This window comes from Agrobacterium sp. NPDC058088 (assembly GCF_042885035.1).
Lineage (GTDB): Bacteria > Pseudomonadota > Alphaproteobacteria > Rhizobiales > Rhizobiaceae > Agrobacterium.
Genome location: NZ_JBHVSU010000004.1, coordinates 330035 through 351227 on the forward strand (window position 1 = coordinate 330035; position 21193 = coordinate 351227).

The window sequence follows — 21193 nt, forward strand, 5'->3', positions numbered from 1 at the left end:
CCTTGCGGTACGCCATTAAAAAAGGGCGGCATCCAAACCGATGCCGCCCTTTTTGTAATTACCGCGCCTGCGAGGCGCAGCCTCAGTGGATCGCGATGCCGCGCTTGTCCGCTTCTTCCTTGATGATGTCCTCGACGATGGCTCGCTTGAGATTTGGATCTCCGAGCAGATAGTCATCGGCGATTTCGAAAATCGACTTCGGGTTCTCGGTCCTGTGCAGGGTGTCGAGATCCTGGCCGATCTGCTCTCTCAGACTGGAATAGTCGTCCATCGCGGTTCACCTTTTTCCCGGTTCAGTCCAGAAGATCGGCCGGCACCTTGCCGCCATTTTCGGAGAGTTTCTTGATCACCGCCTTGTGCAGCCAGATATTCATCGTGGCCGAATCCGACGTGTCGCCGGTATAGCCGAGCTCGTTCGCCAGTTCCTTTCGGGCGGTGAGACTGCTGTCCAGGTCGAGGGCCTTGAGAAGGTCGACGATGGAGTGTTTCCAGTCGAGGTTCTGGCCGTTCTTCTTGACAGCAGCGTCCAGAATGGAACCGACATCGACGTTACCGGTCGGTGCCGGTGCGGCGGCTGTGGGCGCAGGCGAAGCAGGCTGCGCAGGTGCTGCCGGGCTCGCAGTCGTCGTCGGCGTTCCGGCCGGAGCCGAAGTCTGCGGCGCGGCCTCTGCCTTGCCGAAAATCGCGTTCTTGATCTTGTCGAAAAAGCTCATTGTGTCCTCCCCTTATCTGCGAATTGCACGCCCGACGGCGATAAGAATGCAGGCGCCGATGAAGCCGGCGATGAGATAGCCAATCCAGCCTCCGAGCGAGACGCCGATGAGCCCAAGAAGGAAATTGGCGACGACGGCGCCGACAATGCCCAGGATGATGTTCATGAAAACACCCATATTGCTTTTCATGAACTGTTCGGCGAGCCAACCGGCTACGCCGCCGATGATGATTGCTGCAATCCAGCCAACTTGTGCGTCTTCCATAACAGGCCTTTCCTTTCTAAAGAGAGGTCAGAAGGCACCGGACCCGCATTTTTTGCGCACGTCCCCCCGCCTTGAATTGACCCCAAGCGGGATATTAACGATGGCGTGGATATTTTGTTCCGTGCGACGTGTACGCTGTCGCAAATTCAACCGTGGCTCTTAAAATCCAGGCCGATATCGAGAACCGGTGCGCTATGGGTGATCCAGCCGATGGAGATGAGATCGACGCCGGTTGCGGCGATGGCTGGAGCGGTCTGAGGATTGATGCGCCCGGATGCTTCGGTGATGGCGCGCCCTGAAACGATCTCCACCGCTTCGCGCAGCTGTTCCTGCGTCATATTGTCGAGAAGAACCGCATCAACGCCCTCATCCATGGCCTCGTGCAGCTGCACAAGCGTATCCACTTCGACCTCGATCTTGACGAGGTGTCCGACGCCCTGCCTTGCGCGGCTGATGGCTTCTCGAACGCTGCCGGCAACTGCGATGTGATTGTCCTTGATGAGAACGGCGTCATAAAGCGCAAAACGGTGGTTCATGCCGCCCCCGGCACGCACGGCATATTTTTCCAGCGCCCGCAGCCCCGGCGTCGTCTTGCGGGTGCAGGCGACCGAAGCCTTCGTGCCCGCAATGGCGGCGACGATTTTGGCCGTGACGGAGGCGATGCCTGAGAGATAGCCGAGAAAATTCAGAGCCGTTCGTTCCCCGGTCAGAAGCCCGCGTGAGGGCCCCTCGATGGTTGCGATGATATCGCCGGGAGCCACGGCCGCCCCATCCGCAATATGCCTGTTCATCCTGATCGCCGGGTCCACAAGCTGGAAGGCAAGTTCCGCCGCATCGAGCCCGGCGATGACGCCCGGCTCCCGCGCCGCCATGACAACGACCGAGCGGTGCTCGGCGGGGATGACAGCGGTGGAGGTTATGTCGCCTGCCAGGCCGAGATCTTCCAGAAGGGCATTGCGCACAAGCGGTTCGACGATGAGGCGTTGCAAGGGGGAAAGGGTCATGTCAGGCGCTCCGCGCGAAACCGGCCGTGGATAGGCGGGAAGAGGAAAATTCGTGGGCGATGGTGATGATGTCGTTTAGCGCCAGTCTGCGTCTCGTTGGCATCGCGTCCTTTTGCGGAAAATCGTCGCGAAAATGCGCGCCGCGCGATTCCATTCGCAGAGCCGCGAAGACGGCGATGGAGAGTGCGACGACGGCCGGGTCGGATGCCGGGCCGTTCCGCTCGGCGAGCGGCAACAAATCGCTGATAGCTGCGGCCAACCCCGCGGCATGTCTGACGATGCCGAGATGACGGGAAACGACGGGCCTGACAGGGGTGAGATCGGCGGGCGAGAAATCGGCTGTGGTGTCGGGTGAGACGGCAGCAGACGGTCTCGCCGAAGGTGCGGGACGGCCGGCTATATCATGAGCCGCACGCATGCCCATGGCAGCCGCCTCCAGCAGCGAGTTGCTGGCAAGCCGGTTTGCGCCGTGAAGGCCGGTGCAGGCGGTTTCACCTGCAACCCAGAGGCCCGGAACCGAGCTTCGGCCCCTTCCATCAGTGGCGACGCCGCCCATATGATAATGCACGGCCGGGCGGACCGGCACGAGCTCGCGGGCAGGGTCGATGCCCGCCTCGCGGCAAAGCAGGTCGATCGACGGGAAACGGGCGGAAAAACCCGAGCCGAGCGCCTGGCGGGCATCGAGAAAGACGCTGCCGCCGCGCAGGATTTCACGGTCGATGGCGCGGGCGACGATATCGCGCGACGCGAGTTCCGCGCCCGGCACCGCCGCCATGAACCTTTCGCCATTTTCATTGACCAGCAGTGCGCCTTCACCGCGCACCGCTTCGCTCACCAGTGCCAGCGGCCGCCGGGGCGAGGAAAGTGCCGTCGGGTGAAACTGCACGAATTCCATGTCGGCAAGGATGGCGCCGGCTCGGGCGGCGAGCATCATGCCCTGCCCGAAATTGCCGGAGGGATTGGTCGTGGCGTCATAAAGCCCGCCAAGGCCGCCGGTGGCAAGAACGACCCGGCTTGCCGATAGAAAGAAGCTGCCCCTTGGACCCGCGCAGGCAAGACCGGCGATCACGCCATCCTCCGTCAGCAACCGGCGCACTTCCGTGCTCTCCAGAACCGTGATCGAAGGCGTGCGACGAACGGCCTTTGCGAGAGCACTGACGATCGCGGCACCCGATCCGTCGCCTTCGGCGTGGAGAATGCGTCGCCTGCTATGGGCGGCTTCCAGCCCGAAGACGTAGTTGCCGCTGGTGTCCCGGTCGAAGCGAACGTCCGCCCGTTCCAGTGCGTCGATAACTGTGGGAGCTGCGGCGATGATTCCAACCGCCATATCTTCATCGCAAAGGCCGTCGCCTGCGGCGAGCGTATCGGCGACATGCAGGGCTGCGCGATCATCCGGCCCGAGGCTGGCCGCGATGCCGCCCTGCGCCCAGGCGCTTGAGGTTTCGCCGCCGAGCGCGCCGCGCGTCACAAGCAGCACGGGCTGCGGCGCCAGCGTCAGCGCCGCCATCAACCCGGCAATACCGCTGCCGACGATGACCGTCCAGTCCCGCTGCGGCGAAATTGCGCTCATATCTGCAGCATCCTTTCCACGGCGCGGCGGGCGGCGCCGGCAATGGCTGGATCGACCGTCACCTCATGGCGATTTTCTTCCAGTGCCGTGCGGATATTGCCAAGCGTGATGCGCTTCATATGCGGGCAGAGATTGCAGGGGCGGATGAATTCGACATCGGGATGATGCACGGCGACGTTGTCGCTCATTGAGCACTCCGTCAAAAGAACCACGCGGGCAGGGCGCTCGCGACCGACATAGTCAGACATGCCGGCGGTGGAGCCGGAAAAATCCGCAGCATCAACGACCTCAGGCGGACATTCGGGATGCGCCAGTACGATCACGCCGGGATGGCCCTCTCTCAATTCCCTGATGTCGTCGGTGGTGAAAAGCTCGTGCACCTCGCAATGGCCACGCCAGGCGATCAGCTCGACATTGGTTTCCTTGGCCACGTTCTTCGCCAGATATTCATCCGGCAGCATCAGTACGCGCGGCACACCAAGCGATTCCACCACCTGGCGGGCGTTACCCGACGTGCAGCAGATGTCTGACGCCGCCTTCACCGCGGCGGAGGTGTTCACATAGGTGACCACGGGAACGCCGGGATAGGCCTTGCGCAGAAGCGCGATGTCGTCCGGCGTGATGGAATCGGCGAGCGAACAACCGGCGGCCATATCCGGAATGAGCACCGTCTTTTCCGGATTGAGCAGCTTTGCCGTCTCGGCCATGAAATGCACGCCGGCGAGAACAATCACATCCGCTTCCACGTCTATTGCCTTGCGGGCGAGTGCGAGGCTGTCGCCAACGATATCGGCGACGCCATGGAAGATTTCCGGTGTCTGGTAGTTATGGGCGAGAATGACGGCATTGCGCTTGCGCTTCAGTTCAAGGATTGCCTCCACATCATCCTGGAAGCTCATCCATTCGGCCTTGGGGATGACGCGGGCAACGCGGTCATAAAGGCGGGCGGCGGAAATCTGCTCGTTCACGGTGCTCTCCCATTTATACTCTTATTGAGCATATCTAGAGCAAATACATATTCTCATCATGAGCATATGTCAATTGCGAGCGAGGGGCAGTTTCGTTCCGGAGAGCGCGCGTTCGTCAAGAACGGTCTGGCGGAAGCGGAAAAGCTTCGCCGGGCGGCCTCCGGTTTCGGTCGCCATGTCGCCGGTTTCCTCCACCAGCTGCTGTTGTTCGATCAGCCGGCGGAAATTTTGCTTGTGCAGCGTCAGCCCGGCCAGCGCCTCGATCGCGCGCTGCAATTGCAGCAGGGTGAAGCTGTCGGGCATGAGCTCGAATACCACTGGCCGGTATTTTATCTTGGCACGCAGGCGGGCAATGCCGGTGGCGAGAATGCGGCGGTGATCGGCAAACATCGGCCTGCCGAAATTGATCCGTGGCTCGCCTTGCGCCTCTTCGACCAGCCCAGCCTCATAAAGCAGCTCGTAACGCTGCAGGGTCAGCTCTTCGTTCCAGCCGCCGCCATCCAGCCCGAAGGTGAAATCGGCGCGCAGGTGGCGCTGCGCCCTGCTGGCGGAATCGGAATCGGCCCAGGCGCGCAGCCTGTCGATGATGTTGTCGAGGACCTCAGGGCGGCCATGCCGATGGTCTTCCCATGGAAAATATTCGTACCAGCCATGCCAGAGAGCGTGCTTGCCGCCGGATGCCTCCTGCTCGCGCACCAGGCCGAGATAACCGATGGAGATGGTTCTGCCGCCCGGAATATCATTGTTGCGGTCGCGATCGGCGAAAGTATAGAGCTGTTCCAGATAGCCCACCGGGTGATGGGTCTGTTCGTGAATCCATTCCCGCAGCCCGCTCTGAAGCGTCCTGTGGCCGAATTCGAAGGGGCCGGAGGGCAGGGCGGCCCCATCGCGAACGGTCATGACCCGTGGTTCATCCGTGGTGATGGCGGTGACGACGGCGATGAGTTCGGCATGGGCAAGTCCGATGGTCACGGCGGCTCCTCTGGTCGCTGGCTTCGGTATCAGCCTTCTTGGCACAGGAAGGTTCTTTCGCCAACATGGCGGCCAAAAAGGGCTGTCGATAATCCGCCGCCCGCAAGCCGTGTCTCATCAGACGAAAGGACGAATTCTTGTCGTTAGCCGTTCGGCCTCTACTATGTTAGAGAGCCGCTACAGGCATTGGATACTGTAAGGCTAATGTTGGAAAACATATCTCTCGAAGAGACACTTGTGGGTTACTACACCTGGAACGTCGGCCAGAATCTGGTTTATCTGGATGCCGTGGCCGCTTATCTGCGCGAATTTTCCCTCGAAGAAGGCGCCAGAGGCATTCCAGTCGAAGATTTCATCGCCCAGATTGAAAGTCCTTCTCGCGCACGCGTCGCCGAGGCCGTTTATAATTCGCTGACGAATGGCGTGTTTTATGATCAGGAATACCGCATCCAGCTTAAATCGGGCGGGTTACGCTGGTTGCGCACAACGGGAAGAGTGATTCTGGACGGCGACCGGGTTCCCATCATGGCCATAGGCACGGTACGGGATGTCACGGCGTGCAAGGTTTTATTGATGTGATATGCGGCCGGCCTTTTTGTAAAGGCGGCCGTTCCATTTTATGTCGTTCATTGTTTTGATGTTGCGGTGATATGGTCAGGCAGATCGCAATCTTGCTGTTTCAGATCGCCCTGGCCATAGGCCTCGGCATATCAGGCATTCGCATTGCCTCGCTCGTCAATGGTGAGGCGACCTCCGTACCGGCAGGACTCGCCGCCAATACGGAACTTCTCTGGACCACCTCACCGGTGCGGGTCGATCCCCTTCGCCAGAATTACGAGCGCATTCCAACGCCGCCCGATCTCTATCCGCTGAAAATGCACGCCGACCAGCGCCTGCGGGTGATTTCCAGCAGCCGTTTCACCTTCAAGGGCGAGGAATTCCGCCTCGCCGGCGTGGAAGAGATCGAACGCAATCGCGTCTGTACGGGCCCCGACGGCCGCCGCTACGCCTGCGGCCTCAATGCCTTCAAGGCGCTGCAGAACCGCCTGCGCGGCCGATATCTGGAATGTCGGGTGGTGGAGGCGAGTTCGCCGAGTTCCCTGGAGTGTCGTATCAACGGGCAGGACGTGCGGGCACTGCTGCAATAGTCGATCACGCCAAACGGCTATAACGATAATGGGGCCAGTTGGCCGAAAGCGAAAATTTATCGTCTGGGAAGATTTGGTGGAGCTAAGCGGGATCGAACCGCTGACCTCTTGCATGCCATGCAAGCGCTCTCCCAGCTGAGCTATAGCCCCATAAGGGTTCCGGCATTTCTTCCGGTTCCGGGAACCGAAGCGGTTGTTGTTTCCGTTCGGTGGCGGCTTACTACTGCGGCTTTCCGGTCAGTGCAAGCATAAAAAACGGCCCGGCGTCATTTTTTTGTCGCCGGGCCGAATTATCAAGGAAAATCAAGCTTCTTCGTCGTCGCCGGGCACGCCGATGATGCCGGACATGTCGTCGTCGTCATCTTCGTCATCGGTTTCGAGGAAGGTATCGTCATCGTCGTCGATTTCGACGTCGTCGTCATCGCCCAGATCAGGGATGTCGTCGCCGCTGTTGTCGCCATCGGCATCTTCCAGCGAGACGAGTTCGACTTCCGTGTTTTCGGTATCGACTTCCGCCACTTCCTCTTCTTCAGCCTGCTCCATCTTGGCCTGGGCGGTGCTTTCCTCGAAGAAGGAGAGCGGCCAGGACTTGCCGGTGTAGGGAGAAACGACCGGGTCACGGTTCAGATCGTAGAACTTCTTGCCGGTATCGGGGTCTGTGCGCTTGGTACCAAGTTCCGCTTTTGCCACTGTCTAAGCCTCAAATTGTCGAATGAGTTTCGGTGTGTACGCCGTAAAACCGGCATAGACGGTAAAATTTATAGCCGGTCCCCTTAATCGTTGCGCTCTTTCGTGTCAAAGACAAACTTCGGGTGCTGCCTCCCCTGGTGCAAGCCCTATGCGTCAATGCTGATGCAATAAGGGGAGGCTTTGCACACTTTATTATACTGATGACGGATGCACGGACGGAACGCTTCATGACCTTCACGATTGCCATAGACGGGCCAGCTGCGGCCGGCAAAGGGACCCTTTCGCGCAGGATAGCCGAGACCTATGGCTTTCATCACCTCGATACAGGCCTGACCTACCGCGCGACCGCCAAGGCCCTTCTGGATGCGGGGTTGCCGCTCGATGATGAGGCCGTGGCCGAAAGGATGGCGCTGGAGGTCGATCTTGCCGGCCTGGATCGCGCCGTGCTTTCACGGCACGATATCGGCGAGGCTGCTTCAAAGATTGCGGTGATGACGCCGGTGAGGCGGGCGCTGGTCGAGGCACAGCAGCGTTTTGCCGCGAAGGATCCCGGTACGGTGCTTGATGGCCGCGACATCGGGACCGTGGTGTGCCCTGAGGCGCCGGTGAAGCTCTATGTGACGGCCTCTCCAGACGTGCGGGCGCGCCGGCGCTACGATGAAATTCTGGAGAGTGGCGGCGCCGCGGATTATGATGCCATTTTCGCCGAGGTGAAAAAACGTGACGAGCGCGACATGGGCCGCGCCGATAGCCCGTTGAAACCGGCTGAAGACGCGCACTTGCTAGATACGTCGGAAATGAGTATAGAGGCGGCGTTTCAGGCCGCGCGCACGATTATCGACGCCGCTCTGAAGAGATAGGTTTTTCGCGGAACGGCTTGCCGCCCTCTGCGTTTAGTCCGGAATTGCCTGAAGACATGTCCTTGCGCCGGAAAGCCTCTTGAAGAGGCGGGCATGGGTTCGGGTATCAACAACACTAGCCCACCGGCGCTTTGTATTCGCCCCGTGCGGATGCATTCAGGAGATTTCATGTCAGTATCTACCCCCACGCGCGACGATTTCGCAGCGCTTCTCGAAGAATCCTTTGCCTCCAACGATCTTGCCGAAGGCTATGTTGCCAAGGGTATCGTCACGGCAATCGAGAAGGACGTCGCGATCGTTGACGTCGGTCTCAAGGTCGAAGGTCGCGTTCCGCTCAAGGAATTCGGCGCGAAGTCCAAGGACGGCACGCTGAAGGTCGGCGACGAAGTCGAAGTTTACGTCGAGCGCATCGAAAACGCTCTCGGCGAAGCCGTTCTGTCGCGCGAGAAGGCTCGCCGCGAAGAAAGCTGGGTCAAGCTCGAAGCCAAGTTCGAAGCTGGCGAGCGCGTCGAAGGCGTCATCTTCAACCAGGTCAAGGGTGGTTTCACCGTCGATCTGGACGGCGCTGTTGCGTTCCTGCCGCGTTCGCAGGTGGACATCCGTCCGATCCGCGACGTTACCCCGCTGATGCACAACCCGCAGCCCTTCGAAATCCTCAAGATGGACAAGCGTCGCGGCAACATCGTTGTCTCGCGTCGTACGGTTCTCGAAGAGTCGCGTGCCGAGCAGCGTTCTGAAATCGTTCAGAACCTCGAAGAAGGCCAGGTTGTTGACGGCGTCGTCAAGAACATCACCGATTACGGTGCGTTCGTTGACCTCGGCGGCATCGACGGCCTGCTGCACGTCACCGACATGGCATGGCGCCGCGTCAACCATCCTTCGGAAATCCTCAACATTGGCCAGCAGGTCAAGGTTCAGATCATCCGCATCAACCAGGAAACCCACCGTATCTCGCTCGGCATGAAGCAGCTCGAGTCGGATCCGTGGGATGGCATCTCCGCCAAGTACCCGGTTGGCAAGAAGATCTCCGGTACCGTCACGAACATCACCGACTACGGTGCATTCGTTGAACTGGAGCCGGGCATCGAAGGCCTGATCCACATTTCCGAAATGTCCTGGACCAAGAAGAACGTACATCCCGGCAAAATCCTGTCCACCAGCCAGGAAGTTGACGTTGTCGTTCTCGAAGTCGATCCGTCCAAGCGCCGTATCTCGCTCGGTCTCAAGCAGACGCTTGAAAACCCGTGGCAGGCATTCGCTTACAGCCATCCGGCTGGCACGGAAGTCGAAGGCGAAGTCAAGAACAAGACCGAATTCGGCCTCTTCATTGGCCTTGAAGGCGATGTCGACGGCATGGTTCACCTGTCGGACCTCGACTGGAACCGTCCGGGCGAGCAGGTTATCGAAGAGTATAACAAGGGTGACGTCGTTAAGGCTGTCGTTCTCGACGTTGACGTTGAGAAGGAACGCATCTCGCTCGGCATCAAGCAGCTCGGCAAGGACGCTGTCGGCGAAGCCGCTTCTTCTGGCGACCTGCGCAAGAACGCAGTCGTTTCCGCTGAAGTCACCGCGGTTAACGATGGCGGCATCGAAGTGAAGCTCGTCAACCACGAAGACCTCACCTCGTTCATCCGTCGCGCTGATCTCTCCCGTGACCGTGACGAGCAGCGCCCTGAGCGCTTCTCCGTTGGCCAGGTTGTCGACGCCCGCGTCGTCAACTTCTCGAAGAAGGACCGCAAGGTCATGCTTTCGATCAAGGCTCTGGAAATCGCTGAAGAGAAGGAAGCCGTCGCACAGTTCGGTTCGTCCGACTCGGGCGCATCGCTCGGCGACATCCTCGGCGCGGCTCTGAAGAACCGCGGCGAATAATCGCTCCGATCTTTGAAATGAAGAACCCGCCGGAATTTCCGGCGGGTTTTTTGTTGGCTCTGCTCGCTTTTCCGTCGGTACCGCCGAATTCAGAGCATGCCGCTCATCTTGAGATAATAGTTCTCCGCGCTGTCGTCGGAAACCGCTATGGGCGCGCTTTCCTGCTCGTTGGTCGCGTCATTGGAGGCGATGCGCTCTTCCGTTTCCGCCTGATCATCGGAATTGTCAGCGCCGGCCTCGGCCTCGCTTTCCGCTTCATCGTCGGAAAATGGGCCGCCGCCACGGGGCGGTGTTTCTGATTCATGATCCTCATCCGCCGGCGGATAAGCGATGAGCGGCAGCGGCGTGCCGTCCTTCGCCAGAGCAGCGGCGATCAGGGATTGTGAAGCCGATTGCTCCAGCATGGCCATTCTCGTTTCCTGATCCAATGCACCGCGGGGCAGCGGCTGGGCATCGGGACGAGGGGCTACGGTCTCGGTTTCGTCGCCCGAAGGTCGGGCAGTGGCCGTGGTCAGGGCGGCTTTCTCGGCGGGTTGATCTTCGAGAGGTTGTGCCGCAACGCCCTGCGGCGCGACGAGCAGCTGCTGTGTTGCGTTCGCCCTGGCAGGCAGTTTGCCGGTTGCGGCGGCCAGCAGAAGATTGGCGACGGTCTCGCCGTCGCCATCCGCCTGGCTGGCGATCGACGACGAGACCAAGCGGGCCTCCTTCTGCTCGATTTTTGTCATCTCGCGATTCGTAAGGACAGTGCGCGTCTCGCTGGCTTCCACGCGTGACGAATTGGCCGGGCGCGGTTCTGCAGGGGCTTCTTTGGGCGCGCTGTCGGTTTGTGATGGAAGCGGACGCAGCGTGTTTTCTGTTTTCGCACCGGGTTTCGTCGCACCGCCCGGCGGTTCGGCTGTGTCGGAAGGTGGGGCAGCGACAGGTGCTCGCACATCCGGCTGGGTGGTCAGCGCCGCCACCGTCGCTTTCACCGCGGCGCCGCTGAAGGAAAGCGGGCCGATGAGCAGGGGCAGCAGCCGGTTTGCAATCGTGGAACTTGCCGGTTGTGCCGTCGCCGTCGGTGCCTGGCGGCTTTCCGGATTCTGGCTCGGCACGTTCTGCTGTTTTGGCTGGGTGGGGACGGGATTGTTCTGCTGATAGGAAGACACCACCGCCTTTGTCGCGAGATCCATTCCCCTGTAGCGCGAGAGTTCGATCAGCAAGGCCAGACGGGCGGCATCCGGCCCGGTCGGTTGTTTCAGGATTTCGGCGAGCATGGCAAGGGTCAGGCCCTGCAGGGCTTTGCCGACCTGCTGTTCCAGCGCTTGCCGCTGGGCTGCAGGCAGGGTGCGCAGGGCCTCCGTCAGCCGCGTCACATAGGCCTCTACGGCTTCGCCATCCCTTCGGGGAAGATTCATCAGCTTGCCCAGCGCTTCCGCAAGAACTGCGGTGCTGCGGGAAAGCTGGAATTCGCTGGCAAGGGAGGCGATTGCGGCGCGGGCGAAGAGGTTGCCGTTATTTTCTGGGACGGGATCGCTCGCCTGCGGCGGCACGCCTTCCTTCACCTGTGCGCGCGGTGTAAGCGGTACGGTGGTGCCATAGGCGGCATCGGCTGCCGCAATTTTCGGTACAGGCGGTAACATGCTGCGCTCCGTTCCTATCGGTGACCGCGGCTGGCTGCGAAAGGACCAATCCCCATTGGCTCTCTGATCCGCATCTGGCTTGAATGTTGAAAATCGCCGCGCCGGTGATGTACAGGTGTCATCTCGCCCGCTCATGCGGGAGCGCCATATGCGCCCCGCTAACTATGCCGGTTACTGCGCATACAGAATCATCTGGCTCAATCTTGGCTTGCAGATATTAAGATTTGGCTAACCAACGAAGTGCGCGGTGCGGCGTGGTCAGGGGGAGACGCCGATGAACATGCGGTAAAGGCCATTATCGTCGGAGTTAACAGAGGAAATATGGTCGGGGTCGCTGGTTGCGGCCTCAAAGGCTTCCGACGGCATGGCATCGAGCCAGCTTGCCTTGGGAAGGCTCCGTTTCGGTTGCATCTCCACGGCGGCGTTGGGCCGGTCCTCGTCGTCGATTACGGTGAAGGCAGCGTCATCGGGAACGAGCGGCGGGGCGGCCATGGAAAGCAGCGCCTGCGCCGCATCGGGCTCGTTGTCGTAGATAACGCTGCCGGGTAGGCCGGAAATATCGGTCATGTCTGAACTCACATCATGTTTCGCTCAAGTGACGGTCGCAAGCGGCAATCATGCCGCCTTTTTCTTCAGCAGTTCGTAAAGGCCGTTGTCGTCGATCGAGATCGGCAAAATCGCGGTTCGGGCGTCTTTGACGAGACCCTGCGCATCGAGCAGTTTTTGGGCCTCATTTTCCGCATCGGCGGGGCTTTCGGCCGCCTCTGTCTTTGCGGGTTCATCTTCGTTTTCAGCCGGGGTGGCTTCTTCCTTCGGTGTCGCCGCAAGCACGGAGATCAGTGCGGTTTCCGGTGAGATGTCGACCGGCTTCTGCCTGTCGGCACCTTCTGCTTTTTTGTCCTTGGAAGCATCGATATGCTCCTTCACGACATCCTGAAGTTTCTGCACGTCTTCAAGCTTGCCCTGTGCATCGAGCGCCTTGATATCTTCTTCGCGTTCGGCCTTCACTTCGGCATCGTTGATTTCGCCGATGCGTTCTTCACCACGTTCGGCATGCAATTTTTCCTTGGTCTTCGGGTCGGCGACATCTTCGAGACGCTGGATGATCTTCAGGGTTTCCCGCGTCATGAAACGGGTGCCCTGCATCTGGTCGTTCAGGGCATCCTTCACGGCGCGCGCCTCGTCGCCATAGGGGTTTGCGATGGCGGCAATCATTTGGCGGGCGGAAATGCCGAGTTGTTTGAGGCCGGTGGATTCTTCGAGGTCGCTCACATTTTTCGGCAAGGTCGCGCGCGTCGCCATGATGGCTTTCGACATCTGGTCGCCAAAATCCTCTTCCTTGCCGGTGAGGCCGGCGGCCTTGGCGATACGGGCGGCGAGGGCGGCCATGGGGTCAGTCTTTGCGTTGGCACCATTGTCCAGCACGTCCACCACTTGCGCCTGTGAAACACCGAAGGAGGTGAGGGAAATCGTCGTGGCTTTTCCCTGTGCATCAGCTTTTTCGAAACCGTCAGTCAGCGCCAGTGCATCCTGAAGCCGCCGGGCGAAAGAAAAGCTCGACTCATCTGCTTCCTGGGTGATGCCAAGGGCGGAGGAAAAACGGGAGACGAGGGAGGCGAAAGCATCGGCGTCCGGCTTCATGATGCCGAAGAGGTAGGAGCTTATCTTTTCATTGGCGACGCGATGGCTTTCATCCGGCTGCGGCTGGGTCTTGACCGCATCGTCCTTTTTGGTGCCGTTCGCCTTTTCCTGCTCTTCGCGCTGGCGGTCCTCGATAGCCTGAACCATCGAGCGCATGAGGTCGCTGACTGCAATGCCCGCCGTCTGCTGTAGCGGAGTAATCATCTTTCAAGCCCCCGGCCGCTCAAAGTTGCGGCCGAGAATAGGCAATTCTGGTAAATCAGAACTTAAATCAGGTGCAGGTGCGCTCAGCTATGGGCGAAAATGTCTGTTTCATCCCAACCCAGAAGATCGAGTTTCGCGCGGGTTGGCAGAAACGCAAAACACGCGTCGGCATGATCGATGCGGCCGTCGCGGATGAGGCGTGCCGTCAGCTTGTCACGGAGTGCGTGCAGATAAAGCACGTCGGAGGCGGCATATTCGAGCTGTGCCGGCGACAGGGTCTCCGCTGCCCAGTCGGAGGATTGCTGGGCCTTGGAGATATCGACTTCCAACATTTCCTTGAGGTTGTCCTTCAGCCCATGCCGGTCGGTATAGGTGCGGCAGAGACGCGACGCGATCTTGGTGCAGAAGACCGGCGTGGTCGTGACCCCAAACGTATGGAAAAGAACGGCGATATCGAAACGGCCATAGTGAAAAATCTTCTGGTGAGCAGGGTCGGCCAGCATGCGGACGAGATTCGGCGCTTGTTTCTGACCGGCAGCGATGCGGATGACGTCGGCCGTGCCGTCGCCCGGTGAAAGCTGGACGACGCAGAGACGGTCGCGGCGCGGCACCAGTCCCAGCGTTTCCGTGTCGATGGCGATGGCGCCGGTGTAACGGGCTGCATCTTCGGCGGAAATATCGCCTTCGTGATAACGGATGGTCGCTGCCATGTCTTGCTCCGGAAACTTCCTGACTGTGGCACCGGCTATAACGGAAAGAGCGTCTGGACGATACCGTTTTATGGACCGTTTCCGTCCTCCTCCGGCTTGCCTTTGCGAAACGCGCCGGGTTAGGTTCGCAACATCCTTTCCTGACAGATCGTATGAATTTCCGATGACAAAGAAAATCTATCTCGCCGGCCCGGAAGTCTTTCTCCCGAATGCCCGTGAAATGCTCGACCTCAAGGCCTCGCTGGCGCGGGAGGCTGGGTTTATTCCGTTGTCGCCGGGTGACCTGCAGATTCCGCCGGCGGATACCCGGATCGGCCATGGCTGCAACATCAATGAAGTCGACGAGCGGATGATGATCGAGGCGGATGCGGTGATTGCCAATCTCACGCCGTTCCGTGGCATCGCCGCCGATACCGGTACGAGCTACGAGTTGGGCTTCATGTGCGCGCTGGGCAAGCCGGTTTTCGCCTATACCAATGTCGCGGCCAATCACTTCACCCGCATCAAGGCGCATTATCGCGACGTTGTGGCGCTGGACGAAACGGGCCGATATCGCGGGCCGGACGGGCTGTCGATCGAGAATTTCGATATGGTCGACAATCTCATGCTGCATGGCGGCATCTTGCGGCGCGGCGGTGTCATCATCGTCGGCGATGCACCGGCGGAGGCGCTTTATACCGATCTGACCGCCTTCAGGCGCTGTCTCGCAGCCGCGGCCGAAAAATTACTGACACCGATTGACCCTGATAGAACTGATATAGTGGAGACATCATCATGAGCGGCACCATCCTCATCACCGGCGCGACATCCGGTTTCGGGCAGGCCACGGCACGGCGTTTTACCAGGGAAGGCTGGAAGGTCATCGGCACGGGCCGGCGGGCCGAACGGCTGGAGGCGCTTTCCGCTGAACTCGGCCCGGCCTTTCATGGTGTGGCGTTCGACATCACCGACGAGGATGCGACAGAGAAGGCATTGGCCGCTTTGCCTGATGGTTTCAGGGATATCGACATCCTGGTCAACAATGCGGGTCTCGCGCTGGGCACCGCACCGGCACAGGAGGTGGCACTGAAGGACTGGCAGACGATGGTGAACACCAACGTCACCGGTCTCCTGAATATTACCCATCATCTTCTGCCAACGCTGATCAAGCAGAAGGGCATTGTCGTTAATCTCTCGTCGGTGGCCGCCCATTACCCCTACACTGGCGGCAACGTCTATGGCGGCACCAAGGCCTTCCTGAGGCAGTTCTCGCTCGGTCTCCGCTCCGATCTGCACGGCAAGGGTGTTAGAGTGACCTCGATCGAACCCGGCATGTGTGAAACCGAATTCACGCTGGTGCGCACCGGCGGCAATCAGGAAGCCTCGGATAATCTCTACAGGGGCGTCAATCCGATAACGGCTGACGATATCGCGAACACGATTTATTGGGTCGCCTCACAGCCGAAGCATATCAACATCAACAGCCTCGAACTGATGCCCGTCAATCAGTCCTTCGCCGGTTTCCAGGTCTATCGGGAAAGCTGATGTCTCGCGATTTCAGGGAGTGCTGAAAAACAGGGCAGGAATTTGCGAGCTATGCAAAAACGCAATGCTGCATTGCGAGACTTGCTCTGTTAAAAATCGCAGAAGCCGCTATATTCAAATCATCGAAGCGACGCACTCCTCCTCCCAGCGTCGCTCGATGTGGATCGGTGGTACTCCTCCTCCCAATCACCGATCAAGTTTGAAGCCTGCCGCACCTCCTCCCGCGGCAGGCTTTTTCCTTTTTTGGACGTCTTTTCCCTGGATATTTTTTGCGTCGACCGGGCTTTACGCGGAAGATGGTCCTACACCCCTTGAATTTCCGGGGGATTTCAGATTCCCGCGTCAAGGTAAGTCGTGCGGAAATCAGGCGTGCATCGATCACGATTTCGTTATGTCTAGATGAATATGCACAGTTTTAGGCCGCTGCGCGCTATCGGCCCATTGCTTAGGACCCTGCCTGTGTTTAAGCATGACGAAAAGAACGCTTGGGAGGCTGCCGGCATGCTTGTGTCCGTGCGCCCGAAAGCGGCGGGGAGAGAATGGCAGACTTTCAAGAGGCGCTGAAGCGATTTCAGCCGATCGCGGTTTCATCGATCGCTGAAGACGAGTTCAGATTGCGACTGCGCGGCCTTCAGGCGCGGATGATCCAGCAAAATGTGAAGGCGGTCTGGCTCGATGCATCATCGTCGCTGACCTATTATACTGGTCTGTCGCTTGGCCTTTCCGAGCGTATTCATGGTGCTCTCATTCCCGCCGAGGGCGCGCCGGTCTATGTCAGCCCCACCTTCGAAGAGCCGAAGCTGCAGACGCTCATCCGCATTCCGGGTGAGGTCGCCGTTTGGGAAGAGGACGAAAGTCCCTTCGACGTGATGGCACGAAGCATTAGCGCACTCTCCTGTCCCGGCCATCTTATCGCAATCGATCCCGCAACACCCTTTGTCTTCGCCTCCGCCCTGATGCAGCGTCTGGAAGGACGGGTCATTTCCGCCCAGCCGATGATCGTCGCACAGCGGCAGGTCAAATCCGCAGCCGAAATCGCCCTCATCCAGACGGCGATGGACGCGAGCTATGGCGTGCAGAAGGCGGTGTTCGAAGGCCTGCGTCCCGGTATTTCCACCACCGAAGTCGCCGATTTCGTCAATTCCGCCCATATTGCGCTCGGCCTGAAGCCGCTTTTCGTGGCGGTGCAGTTCGGTGAAGCGACGGCCTATCCGCACGGCGTGCCCTATGCACAGACGCTGAACGATGGCGACATGGTGCTGGTCGATCTCGGCGGCATTCTTCACGGCTATCGTTCCGATATTACCCGCACCTATGTCTTCGGCGAGCCGACAGAGCGCCAGCGTTTTCTCTGGAATGCCGAACGTGATGCACAGGCTGCCGCCTTTGCGGCTGCGAGCCTCGGTGCTGCCTGCCAGGATGTGGACAAGGCTGCGCGTGAAAGCCTGAAAGCGGCCGGTTTCGGCCCGGATTATCAGGTTCCCGGCCTGCCGCACCGCACGGGTCACGGGCTTGGGCTGGATATTCACGAAGAACCCTATATCGTTGCAGGAAATGCCACGGTTCTTGAGCCGGGCATGTGTTTTTCTATCGAGCCGATGCTTTGCGTTTATGGCGAATGCGGCGTCCGTCTCGAGGATATTGCTTATATGACGGAGGCAGGGCCGCGCTGGTTCTGCCCACCGGAAACGAACCTCGACCGGCTGTTTCAGCCGGTCGCCGGGTAATTGGTCGGGGGCAAAAGACCGAACGGCGATACGGATATCCGTGTTGCTACTGACCAGAAGAGGTAGGCTCCTGAACGGAGCCGCAGGAACTTAGAAAAAGAGGGAAAGGACCATCAGATGAAAATGCTGACCCGCAGTTTGCTTATCGCTTCTGCACTTGCGATGACTTCCGCCATGCCCGCCATGGCGAAGACCTTCGTTTATTGCTCCGAGGCATCGCCGGAAGGCTTCGATCCGTCGCCTTATACCGCAGGCGGCACCTTCGACGCCTCCGCGCATCCGGTCTATAACCGTCTGACCGAGTTCAAGAAGGGCACGACCGAAGTAGAGCCCGGCCTTGCGGAAAAATGGGACGTTTCCAAGGATGGTCTCGAATACACTTTCCACCTGCGCAAGGGCGTAAAGTGGCACTCCAACGACAAGTTCACGCCGAGCCGCGACTTCAACGCTGACGACGTGATCTTCAGCTACAACCGCCAGGGCGACGCGAAGAACCCGTGGAACCAGTATATCGCAGGCATCACCTACGAATATTACAACTCCATGGAAATGCCGTCCCTGATCAAGGAAATCGTCAAGGTCGACGATTACACGGTCAAGTTCGTGCTGACCCGCCCGGAAGCGCCGTTCCTCGCCAACATCGCCATGCCTTTCGCATCGATCGTATCGAAGGAATATGCCGATACGCTTGAGAAGGCCGGCACTAAGGAAGACTTCAACAACCTGCCGATCGGCACCGGCCCCTTTAAGTTCGTCGCCTATCAGAAGGACGCGGTCATCCGCTACCAGAAGAATGCCGATTACTGGGGTGAAGCTCCGAAGATCGACGACCTGATTTTCGCGATCACGCCTGACGCCGCCGTTCGCCTGCAGAAGCTGAAGGCTGGCGAATGCCACCTGATGCCTTACCCGGCTCCGGCTGATCTGGCGACCATCCGCGCCGACAAGAACCTCAAGCTCGACGAGCAGCCGGGTCTGAACGTCGCTTACTTCGCCTACAACACGACCGTTGCACCTTTCGACAAGCCGGAAGTGCGCAAGGCGCTGAACATGGCGATGAACAAGCAGGCGATCATCGACGCCGTGTTCCAGGGTGCCGGCCAGGTTGCCAAGAACCCGATCCCGCCGACAATGTGGTCCTACAACGACAGCATCAAGGACGATGCTTACGATCCGGAAGCTGCCAAGAAGGCTCTCGAAGCCGCTGGCGTCAAGGATCTGTCGATGAAGATCTGGGCGATGCCGGTGCAGCGTCCTTACATGCCGAACGCCCGTCGTACCGCCGAGCTGATCCAGTCGGATTTCGCAAAGGTCGGCGTCAAGGCCGAGATCGTCTCCTTCGAATGGGGCGAATATCTCAAGAAGTCCACCGAAGTGAAGCGCGACGGCTCCGTCATCCTCGGCTGGACCGGCGACAATGGTGACCCGGACAACTTCCTCAGCGTTCTCCTGTCCTGCGCCGCAACCGGCGAAGGCGGTGCGAACCGTGCACAGTGGTGCAACAAGGAGTTCTCGGACCTGCTGGCCAAGGCAAAGCAGACCACCGACGTTGCCGAGCGCACCAAGCTCTATGAGCAGGCACAGGTGATCTTCAAGGAACAGGCTCCGTGGGCGACGCTTGCGCACTCCACGCAGTTCGTTCCCATGTCCGCCAAGGTTTCCGGCTTCACCATGAGCCCGCTTGGCGACTTCACCTTCGAAAACGTCGACATCGCGGAGTAATCCCCGAACAACCGGACGCGCGGAAGAACCCTGTTCTTCCGCGCGTCTTTTCAGGAAAAAACCATGATCCGGTTCATTCTCGGCAAACTTCTCTATCTCGTTCCGACCTTCCTCGGGATTACCATCGTCGCCTTCGCCTTCGTGCGCGTCCTGCCGGGCGATCCCGTGCTGTTGATGGCGGGCGAGCGTGGCATTTCGCCCGAAAGGCATGCGCAGCTTGCCGAACAGCTCGGTTTTGCTCAGCCCATCTGGCAGCAATATCTCCATTTCCTCGGACGGCTGCTTCAGGGCGATCTCGGCAATTCGCTGGTCACCAAGAAGCCGGTTCTCACCGAGTTCCTGTCGCTCTTTCCCGCGACGGTCGAGCTTGGTCTCGTCGCCATCATCATCGCAACGCTGATTGGCGTTCCGGTCGGCGTCATCGCCGCCATTCGTCGCGGCTCCTGGTTCGACCAGATTTCCATGACGACGGCGCTCGTCGGCTTCTCCATGCCGATCTTCTGGTGGGGTCTGCTGCTGATCATCATGTTCTCCGGTATCCTGCAATGGACGCCGGTGTCAGGCCGAATCTCGCTGATGTATTTCTTTCCCTCCGTTACCGGTTTCATGCTGATCGACAGCCTGATTTCGGGGCAGAAGGGCGCGTTTGCCTCGGCCCTGTCGCATCTTATCCTGCCCTCGGTGGTGCTTGCCACCATTCCGCTTGCCGTGATTGCGCGCCAGACGCGTTCAGCCATGCTGGAAGTACTCGGTGAAGATTATGTGCGCACGGCTCGTGCCAAGGGCATGTCTCCTTCCCGTGTGGTCGGCATTCATGCGCTGCGCAACGCCATGATCCCTGTCATCACCACCATCGGTCTGCAGATCGGCGTGCTGATGGCTGGCGCGATCCTGACCGAAACCATCTTTTCCTGGCCGGGCATCGGCAAGTGGATGATCGATTCCATCTCTCGCCGCGACTATCCGGTCGTGCAGAGCGGCCTGCTGTTGATCGCGGGTCTGGTGATGATCGTCAACCTGCTCGTCGATCTGACCTATGGCCTCATCAATCCGAGGATCCGTCACAAATGACCGATGTGATCACCACTCCCGGCGTGCGCCTCTCAGACGCCGCCATCCGCCGCCGGATGATCGCCGATTTCTGGTTCTATTTCCGCCAGAACCGTGGCGCCGTTATCGGGCTTGCCGTGTTCATTCTTCTCGTGCTGGTCGCGGTTTTTGCGCCGCTGATCGCGCCGCATGATCCGACCCAGCAATATCGCGATGCGCTGCTCGTGCCGCCGGTCTGGCAGGAAGGCGGCCGTGCCGGCTTCTTCTTCGGCACGGACGCCGTCGGGCGTGACATGTTGTCCCGCCTGATATACGGCGCGCAATATTCCCTGTTCATCGGTATCGTTGTCGTTTCCATCGCGCTCGTCGGCGGCATCGTCATCGGTCTCATTGCCGGCTTCTTCGGCGGCTGGGTCGATACCGTCATCATGCGTGTGATGGACGTCATCCTGGCGTTTCCGTCGTTGCTGTTGGCGCTGGTGCTGGTCGCCATCCTCGGCCCGGGTCTCACCAATGCCATGATCGCCATCGCCATCGTCTATCAGCCGCATTTTGCCCGTCTGACGCGCGCTGCCGTCATGAGCGAGCTCAGGCGTGAGTATGTCACCGCTGCCCGGGTGGCGGGGGCCGGCAATCTCCGGCTGATGTTCAAGACCATCCTGCCGAACTGCCTTGCGCCGCTGATCGTCCAGGCAACGCTTTCGTTCTCGTCTGCTGTTCTCGATGCGGCTGCACTCGGCTTTCTCGGCATGGGCGCGCAGCCGCCTGCCTCCGAATGGGGCACGATGCTGGCCGAAGCGCGCGAGTTTATTCTGCGCGCCTGGTGGGTTGTCACCCTTCCGGGCCTAACGATCCTGATCTCGGTGCTTGCCATCAACCTGATGGGTGATGGGCTGCGTGATGCGCTCGATCCCAAACTGAAGCGGAGCTGAGAT

The 21193-nt window shown here is 59.8% G+C and carries 22 protein-coding genes and 1 tRNA gene; 10 read left to right on the forward strand and 13 right to left on the reverse strand.

All coding sequences use genetic code 11. The annotated features are described in order from the left end of the window. Nucleotides 1–82 precede the first annotated feature (82 nt). The 7 genes from ACFVTJ_RS14660 to ACFVTJ_RS14690 all read right to left on the reverse strand — a co-directional run bounded on the left by ACFVTJ_RS14660 (nt 83) and on the right by ACFVTJ_RS14690 (nt 5491). Nucleotides 83–271 carry a hypothetical protein gene (locus tag ACFVTJ_RS14660; protein ID WP_006313812.1) on the reverse strand — a complete coding sequence of 63 codons (189 nt, stop codon included), beginning with the start codon at nt 269–271 and terminating at the stop codon, nt 83–85. A gap of 22 nt (nt 272–293) precedes the next feature. Continuing rightward, the gene (locus tag ACFVTJ_RS14665; RefSeq protein WP_386908517.1) at nt 294–713 is read right to left on the reverse strand and encodes a DUF3597 domain-containing protein; all 420 of its coding nucleotides are present in this window, start codon (nt 711–713) and stop codon (nt 294–296) included. Between the two features lie 12 nt (nt 714–725). After that, entirely contained in the window at nt 726–977 is a 252-nt protein-coding gene (locus ACFVTJ_RS14670) for a GlsB/YeaQ/YmgE family stress response membrane protein (protein ID WP_386908519.1), read from the reverse strand. A 146-nt stretch (nt 978–1123) separates the two neighbouring features. Continuing rightward, nucleotides 1124–1981: a carboxylating nicotinate-nucleotide diphosphorylase gene (nadC, locus tag ACFVTJ_RS14675; protein WP_386908521.1), complete on the reverse strand. Its 858-nt coding sequence runs from the start codon at nt 1979–1981 to the stop codon at nt 1124–1126. 1 nt (nt 1982) lies between these two features. Continuing rightward, complete coding sequence (locus tag ACFVTJ_RS14680) at nt 1983–3551, reverse strand: L-aspartate oxidase (RefSeq protein ID WP_386908523.1); 1569 nt, start codon at nt 3549–3551, stop codon at nt 1983–1985. Next, nucleotides 3548–4519, reverse strand: coding sequence for a quinolinate synthase NadA (gene nadA, locus ACFVTJ_RS14685; RefSeq protein ID WP_386908525.1), 972 nt, complete (start codon nt 4517–4519; stop codon nt 3548–3550). The genes ACFVTJ_RS14680 and nadA overlap by 4 nt, the downstream gene beginning before the upstream one ends. Before the next feature lie 69 nt (nt 4520–4588). Then, complete coding sequence (locus ACFVTJ_RS14690; RefSeq protein ID WP_386908527.1) at nt 4589–5491, reverse strand: hypothetical protein; 903 nt, start codon at nt 5489–5491, stop codon at nt 4589–4591. A 204-nt stretch (nt 5492–5695) separates the two neighbouring features. Here ACFVTJ_RS14690 and ACFVTJ_RS14695 point away from each other — a divergent pair, with 204 nt between their 5' ends. Together ACFVTJ_RS14695 and ACFVTJ_RS14700 are read left to right on the forward strand one after the other, a co-directional pair. Next, a complete protein-coding gene (locus ACFVTJ_RS14695) occupies nt 5696–6070 on the forward strand; it encodes a PAS domain-containing protein (RefSeq protein WP_386908529.1) in 375 nt (124 codons plus the stop codon). Nucleotides 6071–6141: 71 nt separating this feature from the next. After that, a complete protein-coding gene (locus tag ACFVTJ_RS14700) occupies nt 6142–6639 on the forward strand; it encodes a thermonuclease family protein (protein WP_386908531.1) in 498 nt (165 codons plus the stop codon). Nucleotides 6640–6713: 74 nt separating this feature from the next. Here ACFVTJ_RS14700 and ACFVTJ_RS14705 read toward each other — a convergent pair. Both ACFVTJ_RS14705 and ACFVTJ_RS14710 read right to left on the reverse strand, forming a co-directional pair. Beyond that, nucleotides 6714–6789, reverse strand: a tRNA-Ala gene (locus ACFVTJ_RS14705). Between the two features lie 153 nt (nt 6790–6942). Next, on the reverse strand, nt 6943–7329 hold the full coding sequence (locus ACFVTJ_RS14710; RefSeq protein ID WP_063947181.1) for a TIGR02300 family protein: 387 nt from the start codon (nt 7327–7329) through the stop codon (nt 6943–6945). 200 nt (nt 7330–7529) lie between these two features. On the opposite strand from ACFVTJ_RS14710, the gene cmk reads away from it, so the two are divergent. Together cmk and rpsA are read left to right on the forward strand one after the other, a co-directional pair. After that, nucleotides 7530–8189: a (d)CMP kinase gene (gene cmk, locus ACFVTJ_RS14715; RefSeq protein ID WP_386908533.1), complete on the forward strand. Its 660-nt coding sequence runs from the start codon at nt 7530–7532 to the stop codon at nt 8187–8189. Between the two features lie 168 nt (nt 8190–8357). After that, nucleotides 8358–10058 carry a 30S ribosomal protein S1 gene (rpsA, locus tag ACFVTJ_RS14720; RefSeq protein WP_063947182.1) on the forward strand — a complete coding sequence of 567 codons (1701 nt, stop codon included), beginning with the start codon at nt 8358–8360 and terminating at the stop codon, nt 10056–10058. An 89-nt stretch (nt 10059–10147) separates the two neighbouring features. On the opposite strand, the gene ACFVTJ_RS14725 is transcribed toward rpsA, so the two are convergent. The 4 genes from ACFVTJ_RS14725 to ACFVTJ_RS14740 form a co-directional block, all read right to left on the reverse strand. After that, the gene (locus ACFVTJ_RS14725) at nt 10148–11680 is read right to left on the reverse strand and encodes a hypothetical protein (protein WP_386908535.1); all 1533 of its coding nucleotides are present in this window, start codon (nt 11678–11680) and stop codon (nt 10148–10150) included. A gap of 258 nt (nt 11681–11938) precedes the next feature. Next, complete coding sequence (locus ACFVTJ_RS14730) at nt 11939–12247, reverse strand: hypothetical protein (RefSeq protein ID WP_386908537.1); 309 nt, start codon at nt 12245–12247, stop codon at nt 11939–11941. A 48-nt stretch (nt 12248–12295) separates the two neighbouring features. Continuing rightward, the gene (locus tag ACFVTJ_RS14735; protein WP_386908539.1) at nt 12296–13525 is read right to left on the reverse strand and encodes a hypothetical protein; all 1230 of its coding nucleotides are present in this window, start codon (nt 13523–13525) and stop codon (nt 12296–12298) included. Between the two features lie 83 nt (nt 13526–13608). Then, complete coding sequence (locus ACFVTJ_RS14740; RefSeq protein WP_386908540.1) at nt 13609–14235, reverse strand: ribonuclease D; 627 nt, start codon at nt 14233–14235, stop codon at nt 13609–13611. Between the two features lie 163 nt (nt 14236–14398). Between ACFVTJ_RS14740 and ACFVTJ_RS14745 the strand changes: the two genes are divergently transcribed. From ACFVTJ_RS14745 to ACFVTJ_RS14770, 6 genes are all read left to right on the forward strand, one after another. Beyond that, the gene (locus ACFVTJ_RS14745) at nt 14399–15013 is read left to right on the forward strand and encodes a nucleoside 2-deoxyribosyltransferase (protein ID WP_386908542.1); all 615 of its coding nucleotides are present in this window, start codon (nt 14399–14401) and stop codon (nt 15011–15013) included. Further along, nucleotides 15010–15759, forward strand: coding sequence for an SDR family oxidoreductase (locus ACFVTJ_RS14750; protein WP_386908544.1), 750 nt, complete (start codon nt 15010–15012; stop codon nt 15757–15759). The genes ACFVTJ_RS14745 and ACFVTJ_RS14750 overlap by 4 nt, the downstream gene beginning before the upstream one ends. A 539-nt stretch (nt 15760–16298) precedes the next feature. Continuing rightward, complete coding sequence (locus tag ACFVTJ_RS14755) at nt 16299–17486, forward strand: M24 family metallopeptidase (protein WP_386908546.1); 1188 nt, start codon at nt 16299–16301, stop codon at nt 17484–17486. A gap of 117 nt (nt 17487–17603) precedes the next feature. Continuing rightward, entirely contained in the window at nt 17604–19208 is a 1605-nt protein-coding gene (locus ACFVTJ_RS14760; RefSeq protein ID WP_386908548.1) for an ABC transporter substrate-binding protein, read from the forward strand. 63 nt (nt 19209–19271) lie between these two features. Next, nucleotides 19272–20279, forward strand: coding sequence for an ABC transporter permease subunit (locus tag ACFVTJ_RS14765; protein WP_174037312.1), 1008 nt, complete (start codon nt 19272–19274; stop codon nt 20277–20279). After that, nucleotides 20276–21190, forward strand: coding sequence for an ABC transporter permease subunit (locus ACFVTJ_RS14770; protein WP_078052630.1), 915 nt, complete (start codon nt 20276–20278; stop codon nt 21188–21190). Before ACFVTJ_RS14765 ends, ACFVTJ_RS14770 begins: the two co-directional genes overlap by 4 nt. Nucleotides 21191–21193 lie beyond the last annotated feature (3 nt).